Origin of the sequence: Thermotoga profunda AZM34c06 (assembly GCF_000828675.1) — a bacterium.
In the GTDB taxonomy this organism is placed as follows: domain Bacteria; phylum Thermotogota; class Thermotogae; order Thermotogales; family DSM-5069; genus Pseudothermotoga_B; species Pseudothermotoga_B profunda.
The window spans coordinates 1,403,010-1,417,564 of sequence record NZ_AP014510.1 but is presented as its reverse complement, the minus strand read 5'-3'; the positions used below and the strand labels follow the sequence as shown (position 1 = coordinate 1,417,564).

The 14,555-nt window shown below is 39.0% G+C and carries 17 protein-coding genes; 11 read left to right on the top strand and 6 right to left on the bottom strand.

Translation table 11 applies throughout. The features are described from left to right. Window positions 1–7 precede the first annotated feature (7 nt). From fusA to TSP02S_RS06820, 7 genes are read left to right on the top strand one after another with little or no spacing between them, the layout of a single operon-like run. Window positions 8–2,068 carry an elongation factor G gene (fusA, locus tag TSP02S_RS06850; protein WP_041082927.1) on the top strand — a complete coding sequence of 687 codons (2,061 nt, stop codon included), beginning with the start codon at window positions 8–10 and terminating at the stop codon, window positions 2,066–2,068. Window positions 2,069–2,109: 41 nt separating this feature from the next. After that, window positions 2,110–2,391, top strand: a complete 282-nt coding sequence (locus TSP02S_RS06845; RefSeq protein WP_041082925.1) for a DUF503 domain-containing protein — start codon at window positions 2,110–2,112, stop codon at window positions 2,389–2,391. A 3-nt stretch (window positions 2,392–2,394) separates the two neighbouring features. Further along, window positions 2,395–2,985: a bis(5'-nucleosyl)-tetraphosphatase (symmetrical) YqeK gene (gene yqeK, locus TSP02S_RS06840; protein WP_041082923.1), complete on the top strand. Its 591-nt coding sequence runs from the start codon at window positions 2,395–2,397 to the stop codon at window positions 2,983–2,985. Beyond that, the gene (locus TSP02S_RS06835; RefSeq protein WP_041082921.1) at window positions 2,976–3,842 is read left to right on the top strand and encodes an MBL fold metallo-hydrolase; all 867 of its coding nucleotides are present in this window, start codon (window positions 2,976–2,978) and stop codon (window positions 3,840–3,842) included. The genes yqeK and TSP02S_RS06835 overlap by 10 nt, the downstream gene beginning before the upstream one ends. Window positions 3,843–3,857: 15 nt before the next feature. Next, entirely contained in the window at window positions 3,858–4,535 is a 678-nt protein-coding gene (locus tag TSP02S_RS06830) for a hypothetical protein (RefSeq protein ID WP_041082919.1), read from the top strand. Window positions 4,536–4,584: 49 nt separating this feature from the next. Then, window positions 4,585–4,821: a glutaredoxin family protein gene (locus TSP02S_RS06825; protein ID WP_041082918.1), complete on the top strand. Its 237-nt coding sequence runs from the start codon at window positions 4,585–4,587 to the stop codon at window positions 4,819–4,821. Between the two features lie 2 nt (window positions 4,822–4,823). After that, window positions 4,824–5,495: a 2-phosphosulfolactate phosphatase family protein gene (locus tag TSP02S_RS06820; protein WP_041082917.1), complete on the top strand. Its 672-nt coding sequence runs from the start codon at window positions 4,824–4,826 to the stop codon at window positions 5,493–5,495. A 22-nt stretch (window positions 5,496–5,517) separates the two neighbouring features. Here the strand turns inward: TSP02S_RS06820 and tpiA are convergent, their stop codons facing one another. From tpiA to dnaX, 5 genes are all read right to left on the bottom strand, one after another. Next, window positions 5,518–6,267, bottom strand: a complete 750-nt coding sequence (gene tpiA, locus TSP02S_RS06815; RefSeq protein ID WP_408645547.1) for a triose-phosphate isomerase — start codon at window positions 6,265–6,267, stop codon at window positions 5,518–5,520. Between the two features lie 5 nt (window positions 6,268–6,272). After that, the gene (locus TSP02S_RS06810) at window positions 6,273–7,466 is read right to left on the bottom strand and encodes a phosphoglycerate kinase (protein WP_041082915.1); all 1,194 of its coding nucleotides are present in this window, start codon (window positions 7,464–7,466) and stop codon (window positions 6,273–6,275) included. Between the two features lie 36 nt (window positions 7,467–7,502). Further along, window positions 7,503–8,501 (bottom strand): type I glyceraldehyde-3-phosphate dehydrogenase, encoded by a 999-nt coding sequence (gene gap, locus TSP02S_RS06805; protein ID WP_041082913.1) that lies wholly within the window; start codon window positions 8,499–8,501, stop codon window positions 7,503–7,505. 81 nt (window positions 8,502–8,582) lie between these two features. After that, complete coding sequence (locus TSP02S_RS06800; protein ID WP_041082911.1) at window positions 8,583–8,927, bottom strand: YbaB/EbfC family nucleoid-associated protein; 345 nt, start codon at window positions 8,925–8,927, stop codon at window positions 8,583–8,585. 6 nt (window positions 8,928–8,933) lie between these two features. Further along, window positions 8,934–10,349, bottom strand: a complete 1,416-nt coding sequence (dnaX, locus tag TSP02S_RS06795) for a DNA polymerase III subunit gamma/tau (protein ID WP_041082909.1) — start codon at window positions 10,347–10,349, stop codon at window positions 8,934–8,936. A gap of 52 nt (window positions 10,350–10,401) precedes the next feature. Here dnaX and TSP02S_RS06790 point away from each other — a divergent pair, with 52 nt between their 5' ends. The 4 genes from TSP02S_RS06790 to TSP02S_RS06775 are packed head-to-tail and all read left to right on the top strand — an operon-like array spanning window position 10,402 to window position 13,771. Further along, the gene (locus TSP02S_RS06790; protein ID WP_232503677.1) at window positions 10,402–10,953 is read left to right on the top strand and encodes a transglycosylase SLT domain-containing protein; all 552 of its coding nucleotides are present in this window, start codon (window positions 10,402–10,404) and stop codon (window positions 10,951–10,953) included. After that, complete coding sequence (locus TSP02S_RS06785) at window positions 10,943–11,587, top strand: response regulator transcription factor (RefSeq protein ID WP_052465370.1); 645 nt, start codon at window positions 10,943–10,945, stop codon at window positions 11,585–11,587. Before TSP02S_RS06790 ends, TSP02S_RS06785 begins: the two co-directional genes overlap by 11 nt. Window positions 11,588–11,594: 7 nt before the next feature. Beyond that, window positions 11,595–12,884, top strand: coding sequence for a sensor histidine kinase (locus tag TSP02S_RS06780; RefSeq protein ID WP_232503801.1), 1,290 nt, complete (start codon window positions 11,595–11,597; stop codon window positions 12,882–12,884). Beyond that, complete coding sequence (locus tag TSP02S_RS06775; protein WP_041082903.1) at window positions 12,881–13,771, top strand: DUF1385 domain-containing protein; 891 nt, start codon at window positions 12,881–12,883, stop codon at window positions 13,769–13,771. Before TSP02S_RS06780 ends, TSP02S_RS06775 begins: the two co-directional genes overlap by 4 nt. On the opposite strand, the gene TSP02S_RS06770 is transcribed toward TSP02S_RS06775, so the two are convergent. Further along, window positions 13,670–14,551, bottom strand: a complete 882-nt coding sequence (locus TSP02S_RS06770) for a glycosyltransferase family 4 protein (protein WP_041082900.1) — start codon at window positions 14,549–14,551, stop codon at window positions 13,670–13,672. The two genes, TSP02S_RS06775 and TSP02S_RS06770, sit on opposite strands and share 102 nt — an antisense overlap. Between the last annotated feature and the right edge of the window lie 4 nt (window positions 14,552–14,555).

Below are 14,555 nucleotides of genomic sequence, written 5' to 3'. Positions count from 1 at the left end.
TGGAGAGATGAACAAGTCGGTTGATAAAAAAAGAAATATTGCATTCATAGGACACAACGGATGTGGAAAAACCCTTCTTCTTTCGGCAATGCTATTCAACGCGGGGCTCGCTGATCGAATAAGTTCGAAATTAATTGACACAGATTCCATCGAGGAATCAAAGGGATCAAGTATTTCTGCCCATATTTATTCTTTTGATTGGAACGATCATCAACTGACTGTTATCGACACTCCGGGTTTTGGTGATTTCATAGCAGATGTTTCAAACAGTGTTTTTGTCAGTGAAAATATAGTGTCCGTGGTTAATGCAGTCGCTGGTGTTGAAATACAGACCGAAAGAACTTGGCAAATTGCCGAGAGCATGGGTAAACCTATTATGGTCTTTGTAAATCAAATAGATAAAGAGAGAGCGAGTTTCGAGAATACCTTGCGAGCTCTTGAAACGTCGTTCAACAAGAAAATGGTTGCACTGACTTTGCCAATTGGGAGTGAGTCAGAATTTCACGGTGTTGTCGATCTCATCGAAGAGAAAGCCTACATATACGAAAATGGTAAACCAAATGAAGCCGCGATACCTTCTTCAATGGTAGATAGAGTTAAAGAGATGAAGCTCAAAGCAGTTGAAGATATCATTGAATCAGATGACTCTTTGATGGAAAAATATCTCGAGGGTCAGCAGATTCAACCACAAGAATTGACCAATGCATTACTAATGGCTTATAGAAGTGGCTCGGTTGCTCCTGTCTTTTGTGGTTCAGCTGAAAAGAATATCGGCGTTGATCTTTTGATGAATTACATAACTAAACTCGGTGTGAGTCCACTCGAAGGCGTTCCGTACGAAGCAAAGCTTGAGTCTGGAGAAAAAGTGAGTTTGAAAATAAGCGAGACAGAACCATTCTGTGCGTATAATTTTAAAACAGTTGTTGATCCATTTGTTGGCCGAGTGAGCTATATAAAAATGATTGCTGGTGTGGTGAAAGCCGGGGATAGTTATTTCAATGTCAACAGAGGTATATCTGATAAGTTCGGTCGACTTTACTTGGCTCGTGGGAAAGAACAGATCGAAATAGATCAAGCTACAGGTGGGGATATAGTAGTCCTGCCAAAACTCAAAGAAGGTGCTGTTACTGAAACTCTTACTCACAAAGATCGAAAATTGACCATAATACCACCTACTTTTCCAGAACCCATGTTTTCACGATCTGTCAATCCAAAATCCAAAGCCGATATAGACAAAATCAGCAATGGTTTGTCTCGTTTGGCTGAAACAGATCCGACTTTCAGCTGGGAATACGATCCCGAAACAGGTGAAACAGTTGTATCTGGACTTGGAACGATACATTTGGATGTGATGATAGAAAGACTGAAAAGTATTTTCGGTGTAGATGTGAATGTTGGTAAACCAAAGATAGCATACAGAGAAACAATTTCAAAGAAGGCTGTGGCTGAGTACAAACACAAAAAGCAAACCGGTGGACATGGACAGTATGGTCATGTCAAGATCGAACTGGAACCACTTCCGAGAGGCGCAGGCTTTGAATTCGTTGACAAGATATTTGGAGGGGTCATACCGAAAAATTTCATTCCGTCAGTTGAAAAAGGTATAGTTGAGGCAATGAAAAGAGGATCTGTAGCAGGATATCCTGTTGTAGATGTCCGTGTCACACTCTTTGATGGATCTTATCATGAAGTTGATTCTTCTGATATCTCGTTCCAGATCGCTGCTATTCAGGCTTTCAGGAAAGGTATGGAAGATGCGAAGCCAGTTTTACTCGAGCCGATAATGGAAGTAGAGATCTTCTGCCCCGATGAGGTAGCCGGAGATGTTATTGGCGAGGTCACAAGCAGAAGAGGTAGACCACAAGGTATGGAAGCGATTGGAAGAGGAATGTCAAAAGTAAAGGCAGAGGTTCCTCTGGCAGAAATGCTCGATTTCTCTGGCAGACTCTCGGGTATCACAAGCGGACGCGGATACTTCACAATGAAATTTGTGCGCTATCAGGAAGTGCCACCAAATATTCAGGAGAAAATAGTTCAAGAGAGAAAGCAAGAAAGCCAAAATGCATGATGAGGGGGCTTGTTCCCCCTTTTTTCAAAAAGGTGATATGAATGCACGTGGCAGTTTTAAACTACAGATTGAGGTTGTTTGGGATAGCCAGCCTTAAAGAGAAACGTTCACTACTTAAGAAACTCATCAACGAAATCAGAACAAAATTCAACGTGTCAATATGTGAAACGGGCAAAAACGACTCAAAAACTTGGTCAGAATTAGGAGTAGCTATTGTTTCATCTGCAAAAGACGTGCTTGATTCCATGATTGAAGACATCACGACACTGATCGAAAGTACACAAGGTCTTGAAATAGTAGAAGTTGAAAGGGAAAGCTGGTAAACTATGAATCAGGTTCTCAATGAACTTCACAAGGTTTCCAAATTGTTGCTTAGTGACGATCGTCTTGAACACATCAGATCTTGTGTGAGTTTCGCTGTACAACTTGCTAAGATTCATGGAATCGATGAAAATCGAGTGGCAATCGCGAGTTTTGCACACGATATTTTTAGGGATGTTGGGCCAACTGTCCTTTTGAAAATGGCTACTGCGTACAAGATAAAAATCAATGAGCTTGAAAGATCAAATCCAATTCTTTTACACGGAAAAATCGCAGCTGAGTATCTCAAAAGAAGATTCAATCTACAGGATGTAGAGATTTTGGAAGCAATTGCTTACCACACAAGTGGTAAAGAAAATCTTGGTGATGTGGGAAAGATAGTTTTTCTATCTGATTCACTCGAGGAAAATAGAATCTATGAAAACGTCGATTTTTTAAGACAGATGGCAAAAAACGACTTGAACCAAGCGCTGATTTTGATAACTGCAAATAAAATACAGTATGCGATCAAAAGGAATTTGTTCATACTACCAGAGACTGTGGCAATGTGGAACTGGCTTGTGAAATTTCGAAAGGAAGATTTCACTTGGAACTGATATGGCTCAATGATAGATTTGGGGTTTTACAGGACAGGACAAACCTCGGCTTAATAAAATTTTCGAATGATGTTATACTCATAGATTCTGGTATAGATGAATCCTATGCGCGTAAGGCTTTGAAGATAATCTCTGAGAATGGTTTAAGGTTGAGATGGCTTGTCAATACACATTTTCACGCAGATCACATAGGTGGTAATGCCTTTATTCAAAGAAGATTAGAGGTTCAAACTATGACACATTTGTTGACAAAACCATTTGTTGAGAATCCCATCTTCGAACCAATGAGTTTGTATTGTGGAGCAAGTCCTCTTGATGAGCTTAGATCCAAGTTCTTCTTGGCAGAACCTTCAAAAATCAACGCAGTTTTTGAGAGGGGTTGTTATTTCGAGGATGTACAGGTCATAGAGTTACCTGGTCACGCATTGGGTCAAATTGGGTTAGCACTTGGAGATATAGTTTTTGCCGCAGATTCTATTTTTGGAAGCCAAGTCTTAGACAGAAAAGGTATCGTCGTTTATAGCAATATAGGCGATGCACTGAAATCGCTCGAAAGACTCAGAGATTTTAACAAATGCATACCTTCACACGGATTGGTTAGCAATAGAAACCTTGTTCATCTGAATAAATCACACATAGAATTTGTTGCAGAAAAGATCTACAATACGCTGAAGGAACAAAAGAGTGAGGAAACTCTTATTTGTGAACTCATCGAAAGTTTGCAAGTCAATCTTGAGGATGTAGGTACTTATTATCTTCTTAGGATGACAGTATTAGCCTATTTAAGCTGGTTGAAGGAAATGGGTAAAGTGCAGTTTTTTGTTGACAAGGGAAGGGTAATATGGCAAAGATTATGAAGGAGGCGTGAGATTATGAGAAAAAGAAGAAGCGGTCTTGTGTGGATTTTACTTGTAGTTATCATCGCTGTTGGAGGTTTTGGCTTGTGGTTTTGGTTGAGTTCAAGTACTATTAAAAAATCAGAAGAATTTACAACAGCGACTGTTCATTTTGCATTTGTGTGCAAAGATGAGAATCTGGCATATTTCATAAGGGTCGATACGACTAAGAGAATGATATATGTTTTGAGATTTCCACAGTATTCTTTTAACCCTCTGACAAATAGAGCTTTGGATGTACAAAATCCATTGGAAGTTTTCAGTTTCTCAGAATCTATGATCGAGTCCAGTTCAAATAAGAGATATTACGCCGTTGTGAGCAAAGAACAGATTTCGAAGTTTTCAAAGGAGATATTTGGACAGGAGGAAAGTAACTTTGAAAATCTTCTGAAGAGATTGGCAAATAGAACTCCAAAGGCATTTGATTATCTGTTTTTCAAGCATTGGATTTCAACGTTAAAACCCGAGACAACATTCACTCCTGCTGCCCTTGCCAAGTTAATGTACGAGTTGCAGAGAAATGCCGTGAGACATTATTACCCCGAGGTTGTTACCGATAAACCTATAGAAATCATTACCGATGGCAAGAAATATCAGCGAGTCTATTTAGATGCAAACAGTATACAGTCAATAAAGGATGACATAAAGAAGTAGTTCTTGCTAATTCCGACAAAAATGGTATAATTTTGTCGGAGGTGATTGAATGCATAAAATAACAGTATATACCGCACCAGGTTGTCCTTACTGTGTTAAGGTAAAGAATTATCTCAGAGAACTCGGCTTAAAATTCACCGAGATAGATGTTTCAAAAAGGCAACAAGATGCCGAGAGACTTGTCAGGAAAACTGGTCAAACTGGTGTCCCAGTTATCGAGATAGGGAACCAACTTGTAATTGGCTTTGATAAAAACAAAATAGATAAATTACTTGGAGTGCATTAAAATTGATCGACGTTCTATTCTTGCCAAAACCTATTTCGCAAAATGATACTTGCGTTATTGTAGATGTTCTTAGAGCGACAAGTACTATTGTCACAGCACTTGCAAATGGTGCTAAGTGTGTCATTCCTGTCAAGACAATTTCACAGGCAAGGGGTAAGAAAAGGGAGAACACCTTAATCTGCGGTGAAAGAGGTGGAATAAGACCTCGAGGATTTGATCTTGGAAATTCTCCCAAAGAATATTTCGATGTGAAAGATAAAGAGATAATTCTCACAACAACAAATGGAACGAAAGCTATTTCAATGGTAAATTCTCAGATTTTGTATGCGGCTTGTTTTTTGAATTTACATGCAGTAGTTGATCAGTTGAAGAACCACAAGGACGTGACGGTGATATGTTCCGGGCAAGAAGGAAAGGTTACATACGAGGATGTACTTTGTGCCGGTGCAATAGTTCATGAATTGTGCAGAAACGATTTGACAGATGCTGCAAGAATATCAAAAGAACTGTGGAGCCGATCCAAAAATAAGAATCTTTCGAAATTACTCATGAAATCAAATCATGCCCAAGAATTAGTTAAATATGGATTCTCATCAGATATTTCATTTTGTTCCCAAGTTGATCTGTACAACATCGTGCCATCTTTTGTCAAAGATCGTTTCATAATCGAATAAACAAGCCCCATGCGGGGCTTGTTCATATCAACCCAGAGATGATCTTCGCAAGCTCGATGAACTGGTCGTCAAGACTTGCTCCTCCTACCAAACCACCGTCGATGTCGGGTTGAACCATCAATCCAAAGAAATTATCAGGTTTAATGCTTCCTCCGTACAAAATAGGTACTTTTTGTGCGGATTCCTGGTCGTAAAGCTGCTCGAGTAATTCTCTTATGAACTTATGAACTTCTTGAGCTTGATTTGGTTTTGCAACTATTCCAGTTCCAATTGCCCATACTGGTTCATAGGCTATCACAATTTGATCAATGTCATCTCTATTCAAACCAAACAGCGCTTGCCTCAATTGGGACTCGACCACACAGAAAGTTAATCCTTTCTCTCTTTCCTCTTTCGTTTCGCCAATGCATATAATTGGTTTCATTCCACTGTTGAGTACGGCTTTGATCTTTTTGTTTATCATTTCATCTGTTTCACCAAAAATGTGGCGGCGTTCAGAATGACCAATGATCACATATTTTACACCTAATTCTTTCAACATCAGCGGTGAAATTTCACCAGTGAAAGCTCCAGATTTTTCGTAATAACAGTTTTGTGCGCCAAGATGCAGGTTGCTTCCTTTGAGTATTTCTGCGATGTCTGATAGAAAAACAAAAGGCGGGCATAATACTATCTGAAAACCCATGCCCGCCAAATCTTGAACGAGTTTATTGACGAAAAACTTGGCTTGTTCGTTGGTCTTATTCATTTTCCAGTTACCAGCTAAGATGATCCTATCTATTTTTTTTTATCTGCTATACTTGTAATTCCAGGAAGTTCCTTGCCTTCGAGAAATTCAAGTGATGCTCCTCCACCAGTCGAAACATGTGAATAAGCTGATTCAAGACCGAATTTAGCAACTGCTGCTGCGGAATCTCCTCCACCTATAACGGTTGTTCCATTAACCTTAGCTATCAACTCGGCAACGGCTTTTGTACCTTTTGCAAAATCGTCGATCTCGAAGACGCCCATGGGACCATTCCAAACAACTGTCTTGGCATCTTTGAGAGATTCTCCAAACAATCTTATCGTCTGTGGTCCTATATCAAGACCCATCCATCCATCTGGTATACCACCCTTGATTTCAACGACTCTTGATTCTGTACCTGCTTCCATTTTTTGAGCTATAACTGTATCAACCGGGAGAATTATCTGAACCTTTTTTTGTTCTGCTTGTTTTAAGATTTCTTTTGCAAGCTCAAGTTTATCATCCTCAACCAAGGAAGAACCTACAGGTATACCTTTGGCTTTGAAGAATGTGAACATCATGGCTCCGCCTATCAATAATTTGTCTGCTTTGTTCAAAAGGTTTGTTATGACTCCTATTTTGTCTGAGACCTTTGCACCACCTAAGACTACTACATATGGATGTTCTGGCTCGTACGTGACTTTGTTGAGAAACTCAATTTCTTTCTCCATAAGAAAACCCGCGACGCTTGGTATGAACATAGCTATACCAACATTTGAGGAATGAGCTCTATGAGCAGTGCCAAATGCATCGTTGACATGGATATCTGCAAGTTCAGCCCAAGCTTTTGCGAGTTCCAGATCATTTTTCTCTTCCCCAGGATGGAATCTTGTGTTTTCCAAAATTAGAACATCTCCTGGTTTCATATTTTTCACAGCCTGTTTGACCTCTTCACCGATCAAGTGTGGTACAAACAGGACATTCAAACCGGAGATCTTTTTGAGATGATCCGCAACAGGCTTTAGACTGTACTTGGGATCCGGTCCACCCTTTGGTCTACCCAGGTGTGAAAGCAAAATGACCTTTGCCTTTTTCTCCACTGCATACTTTATAGTTGGTAAAGCCGCAGTGATTCTTGTATCGTCCGAAACCTTTCCATCTTTGTCTATGGGCACATTGAAATCTACCCTCATTATCACAGTCTTGCCATTTAGATCTACGTCTCTTATCGTCAGTTTTTTCATCTTTCCACCTCCAAAAAAGGGAGGAAGATCCTCCCTTTAGATGAGCTTTGCTACAAGTTCAACCGTATCTACAACACGACAGCTGTAACCGTATTCATTGTCATACCATGAGAATACTTTGATCAGATTACCCTTTACGTTTGTCAATGTGGCGTCGAAGATACCAGAATAGGTTGTACCAATTATGTCACTGCTAACGATTGGATCGGTGTTGTATTTGACAACTCCCTTCAGAGAGCTCTCGCAAGCTTGTTTAACAACTTCATTGACCTCTTCAATTGTTGTTTGTTTTTCAACAACTGCAACAAAATCAGAAATAGAACCATCTGGTACTGGTACTCTCAGGGCAACTCCGTCGAGTTTTCCTTTGAGTTCTGGTACGACTAAGGCGACTGCCTTCGCAGCTCCAGTAGTTGTTGGTATCGTGTTGATAGCAGCAGCTCTTGCTCTTCTGAGGTCTTTATGTGGTAAATCGAGTACTCTCTGGTCGTTTGTGTAGGCATGTACCGTTGTCAGAAAACCACTCATGATATTGAACTTTTCATGTAATACCTTGATTATAGGTGCAATCGAATTTGTTGTACAAGAAGCACAGGAAATAACTGTGTGTTCTGGTTTCAAATTTTTCTCGTTGCATCCTATAACAACAGTTATATCTTCTCCCTTTGCTGGAGCTGTAATGATAACCTTCTTCGCACCTGCTTGCAGATGAAGTGATGCTTTCTCTTTTTCTGTGAAAACACCTGATGACTCAATGACTATATCCACACCGAGATCTTTCCAAGGTAGCTTGGATGGATCCTTTTCGCTGAAGACCAAGTAACTTTTACCATTGATAATTAATTCTTTGTCTTTTGCAAGGACTTCATTTGGATAAATCTTGTGTACAGAATCATACTTGAACAGATGAGCAAGAGTAGGGGCATCGGTGACATCATTGATGGCAACTACCTCGAGATTCTTCCAATTGCGCCTTAAAATTTCTCTCAGTACTACTCTTCCAACCCTTCCAAAACCGTTAATTGCTACTTTCATGCTTTTTCCCTCCTTAATCTGAGTGTCTAAGAGTATTTTACCTTGGTCATGTTTACAATATTTACGAATTTGTGTAAAATCTCACAAATTGGGAAGACCGCCAAAACCAACAACCTTCGAAAATTCTTCATCTCTTCTTTTCGTAACTTCTCTCAAGGCTTCATTGATTGCAGCTATCAAAAGATCGTTGAACATCTCTTGGTCATCAAGCAGAGAATTGTCGTATTCGATTTTAGAGACTTCGTAATTACACTTTGCTGTCACCTTGATGGCTCCTCCTCCAGCAGTTCCAGTAACTTCGATATTTTCGAATCCCTCTTCAATCTTCTCAAGTTGTTCTTTCATCTGTTGCTGAATTTTTTCGATACCTTCTGGCTTCTCGGTTTTGCCATAACTCCTTCCGCCAAATCCTTTGATTTTTTTCATCTTCTTTCACTCCTCTATGCGGATTTTTCCTGGAAAATTCTCTTGGAGTTTCTGAAGTATTCTCTTCTCGCGTTCTTCATCAATGAAGATATTTATTACAATGTCTTTCTTTGCCTTCGTTTTGAATAGGTATTCAAGTTCAAGAATTTTTTCTCTCAAATATTCGTACTGAAATCGTTGAGATGGAAGAAACGATATTTCCACAGTATTATTTTTTTGAGAGATTCTCGATTGTACAAGCGCTACATATATTGAGAGATCTTTTTCTTCTTTAATCCAGTTTAGTATTTCTTCAATTTGCAGACTTTGTTCGGGTTGAGATTTGTCATCTGGTCTTCTATCACGACTTTCATGAGTTTGTTCCGTTGGAACGATGATTTGTTCTATTTGTGGTGCTGTTTGCTCCAATGTTTTTTGATTCGTAGCCGCAAGATTCATCGAGAGAATCTTACAGATGACTTTCTTGTTCTCCACAAACCTGAGTTCTTTGGATATCTCGATTAATCCCTGAGCGACTTTTAACAATCGTTCTGATGGTTTTTGGGAGATTCTCTCCTCAATTTTTTCAATCGCCGATTGAACGAGTTGATAAACATCGTACCCATCTATAAAAATTCTATCGATCAGTTCATCTATTTGTATAAAATTCCCATTTAGGAGATAGTCGATGTACCTATCGACAATTTCAGAAGGTAACAGACCAAGAGCTTTCTCAACACTTTCAACTGTTATGATGCCGTTTAGTGTATAACTGGCAACTTGTTCTAAATAAGATAGGGCATCTCTCATCCCACCGGCTGCCCTTCTTGCGATCAATCTGGCTGCGTTTTCATGAAGTTTCAAGTTCTCTATCGATGAAATTCGCAAAAGATTTTCAGCAATATCACTTTCAGTGAAGTTTTTGAACTCAATCACTTGACATCTTGAGATTATAGTGGCTGGGACTTTCTCCAGATTCGTTGTTGCTAAGATGAAGGTTACCTTTTCGGGGGGTTCTTCCAGAGTTTTTAAAAGAGCATTGAATGCCTCTCTTGTAAGCATGTGAAATTCGTCAACTATGTATATTTTGTATTTTCCAAGCATTGGTCTAAAACCCACGGCATCTCTAATTCTACGAATTTCATCTATTCCTCTATTAGAAGCAGCATCAAGTTCTATGACATCAGGATGAATGCCCTTGTCGATTGAAATACAATTTTCGCATTGACAGCATGGTTCATAATTGACCCTATTGTCACAGTTCAAAGCCTTTGCCAGTACTCTTGCAACAGAGGTTTTTCCAGTACCTCGTGGACCTGTGAAAATATATGCATGAGATACCTTGTCTTTCACAATTGCATTTTGAAGAACCAATTTGGCTTGTAATTGGTCTATAATTTGGTCGAAGTTCTTTGGTCTATATTTACGGTAAAGAGCTTCCACAAAGTTCCACCCTGTGAAATTATAACAGATAGATGCTCTGGAGGTGCAAAAGGTGTTTGCTGAGAAGCTAAAGATGGTTACGCTAATTATTGTTACTATGATGGTAGCTGTGTTATTTGGAGAACCAGCACCAACTTGGTTCAGGAACATGGTTACAGAATGCAGATCTAAGCATGGTTTAATCGTTGATAACGACATCATTGACGAACTTTACACAGCGATTGTCGAGATAAGTAAAAAACATGACTTTGACCCGCTTTTGATCATAGCTCTGATAAATGTCGAGAGCGAGTTTAGAAACGTGGTAGGTTTGTCTGGAGAATTGGGTTTGGTTCAGATAAAGAAAGAAACAGCTGAATTCGTTGCCCAGAAATATTCTCTCCCTGAACCCGAAGGAGGATGGTCAACTCTCTTGTGGGATTTTCGTGTCAATATCGAGTATGGTGTTCTGTATTTAAAATACCTGCTTCAAAGAAATTCCGGTAATTTGTTGAAAGCACTTGAAATGTATAACGGTGGTAGTATGAAAACAGAGTATGCCAATAGAATAGTCAAAGAGTACAAGGAGTTGATGCAAAATAAGGCTATTAATAGTGGAAGATGATCAAAAGATAGCGCGCCTTTTGGAAATACTTTTTTCAAACCATGGTTATGATGTGTACGTTGCAGCTACTGGTGAAGAAGGTTGGAAGATGTTTTCAATGCACAATCCTTCTTTGGTGATCCTTGATTTGATGTTACCTGGCATGGATGGTTTCGAAGTTCTTGAAAAAATAAGATCTGTCGATGAAGAGGTTGGAATAATTGTTTTAACGGCTCGTGGAGAAGTAGAAAATAAGATACGTGGTCTCAAGAAAGGTGCCGATGATTATGTACCAAAGCCATTTCATTTGGATGAGTTATTAGCACGTGTTGAGGCGGTAGCAAGAAGGGTTAGAAAGCCCGAGCAATTCAAAATTGGTGAAATTGTTTTTGATATTGGATCCAAAACACTCATCTTTCCCGATGGTTCGATGACTGTTCTTTCAGAAAGAGAAAGCAGTCTACTGTATTATCTTTGCATAAATGAAGGAAAGGTTGTGAGTAGGGAAGAATTACTCAAAGAGATCTGGGGTGACAGTGAATACATAAGTAAAAATGTAGTCGATGTCTATGTGAAATATTTGAGAGATAAAATGAAAGGAAATGCTCATCTAATAAGAACTATCAGAGGTGTTGGATATGTTCTCAACACTTAAATGGAAAATGGTGTTCTGGCAGACCGTACTTTTCTCGGTGGTACTTGGTCTTGGTTTAACGGCGGCTTATTCATTGGTTAAAAATATGCATTTGAATCGTTCAGTGGAAAATCTCAGAAGAGATGTTCTGAATGCATTCAAAATGCCCGGAAGGATTTTGATGAATCTCCAATTGCCGCCGGGTGTAGCTGTTCTGGATGATGGTGGAAATGTAGTTTTGGGAAGTATAAATACAGAGCATGAACATTTTGGGAAATTCGTCGAACAGGTTCTGAAGGTGAAAAGACCAACATATATAAAGCTTGGAAGAGATGAATATCTTGTCGCAAAGGCAAGATTCATGAGTGTTATTGGAGAAAGGGATTTTTACTTACTTTCCCCAGCAGGTGGCATGGGGGATTTTCTGAAGATCCTGTCACGTGGATTTATCATCTTTTGGATTTTCTTCAGTGGTATATCTCTTCTTGTGGGTAACTACTTTGTGAGTAAATCACTTGCGCCCATGAACAGAATCACAAATGAATTGAAAGATATTAATACAACAGATTTAACAAGAAGGGTATATGATCCTGGACTTAACGATGAAGTCTCCATGCTTGCGGAGACCATCAACAATATGCTCGATAGATTGAAAATTGGTTTTGAGGCACAGAACGACTTCATTAACGACGTTTCGCATGAGTTAAGGACACCTTTAACTACGATACAAGGTTATTCAGAATTGATTCAGCGTTTTGCTGATAACAAAGAAATTGTCAATGAATCTGCTCAAGCAATACAAGAAACTTGCGCAAAACTCATCAATCTTTCTGAAACACTACTCATGTTGTCAAGACCTATAACAAAATTGGAGATAAGATCAATAGAATTAAGATCTTTTCTGGAGGATCTGGCAAGCGAATTCAAACGTGAATTCAACGATTTTCAAATAGATGTTGAGGGAGAAGGTATAGGTTGTGCAGACCCAAAGGTCTTACAAATTATCGTCAAAGCCCTGACTGAAAACGCCATAAAATTTTCAAAAGATAGAAAACAAGTAATTCTCAGGTGCGGTAATGGGTGGGTGAGTGTCAAGGATTTTGGTATAGGAATAGATGAATCGGAAAAAGAAAAGATCTTTCGAAGGTTCTACAAAGGTGACAAATCAAGATCGAATAATGGATATGGTCTTGGTTTGTCTTTGGTCGAAAAGCTCTCGAGGATAATGGGATGTAAGATAGATCTTCAGAGTAAACCTAACGAGGGAAGTGAATTCACAATCATCATGCCCAGATGCCATGAGGAGGAAAAAATATGAAAGTAGGAGGACAAGCGATCATCGAAGGTGTGTTGATGATTGGTAGGAATGTATCCATAGCTGTTAGAGATAACAAAGGAGCAATAGTAGTTGAAGAGATCAGCAAGAAAACGCCATCAAGTTCTAAACTATTCAAGATAGCCTTTCTCAGAGGAATTATCAGCCTTTACTATTCTCTTTACTATGGAATATATGCACTTGACAGGTCAGCTGAGATTAGCTCAGGACAAAAGATGAAAAGATCAGAGACCATTTTCTCTCTGCTTTTAGCTGTTGCTTTGGCTGTTGGTCTTTTTCTCGTATTACCGGTTTTTCTGACAAATTTGCTTAAATTTTTGAAGGATAACGAGTTCATGTTTTCACTTGTTGAAGGTTTGATCAGGTTGGGTTTGTTTTTGTTGTATGTCTATGTCATTTCACTTCTTAAAGATGTGAAAAGAATTTTTCAATACCATGGCGCTGAACATATGGTCATTCATGCATATGAAGCGAATGAAGAATTAACCGTCGAAAATGTCAGAAAACATAGCACGATTCATCCAAGATGTGGGACAAGTTTCATGATGATCTTTTTGATAATTTCCATTGTTGTTTTCAGCCTACTTGGTTCACTGATATCACTTGGATTGACTGGGAAGGTGATCAGTAGAATAGTATTGATCCCCGTAGTTATAGGATTTTCGTACGAGTTCTTGCGAATATCCGCCAGAGGTTCAAAATTCATAAAAATCTTGGCTTCACCAGGGTTAATACTCCAGAAACTCACAACAGCTACACCTAATGATTCACAAATCGAGGTTGCTATTGCCGCTCTTAGAAAAGCAATAGATGAAGAGAGAAACACAAATTGCAAGAAAGATAGCGAAGGACCAGAATTTTTCGGCTAATCCAAGTAAATTGCATAAGAAAGAAAATATGATCAAAAAAATCAAGGTTCGCCAGACACCAATTTTTTTCATGAAAAGATGATGTGTGTGGTTCTTATCGGCTACAAAAGGATTTTTGTGTCTCACTATACGACGTAAAAAACTACTCACAACTTCGTAAGCAGGATAACCAAGGAAGATAGTTGCATAACCTATATCCCCTTTGAAAAATACAAGTACGGAAATTGGCAAAACAGCTCCCAAGATAGCCGAACCACTGTTACCGAGAAAGGATTTCGCCTTCGGTAAATTGAATGGTAAGAAACCTGCAATTGCAAAACCAAGCCGCCATTCACCAATTAGGAATGCACTGATCATTGATGTTGAACAGGCAAGTGCATCCATTCCATCTATCATATTAAGCGCATTGAACATCGACATGAACCAAAATGTCTGGATGGTTTTTGCAAAAATGCCGTGCAATGGTATTGAGAGAAAATATATCTCGCTTGGACCAATGATCAATTGAACAATAGCTATGATCAATTGAAATGGTAGTTTGATTTTGTAAGATAGCTCTTCAATATCGTCCAATATGCCAAAGAGAAATGCAAAACAGATCAGCAATACCATCTTTGTTTGGTTTTCCACAAAAAGTAGAGCCACAAATATAGCTATTCCACCCGTCAACGGTATTGGTACCTTGTGAATCTTTCTGCTACTCGGTAAATCCACAGGGAACTTCTGAGCAAAGAATCTCACGAAAATCAAACTTAGGCAAAAAGATATTACAAAGCTCATTTAG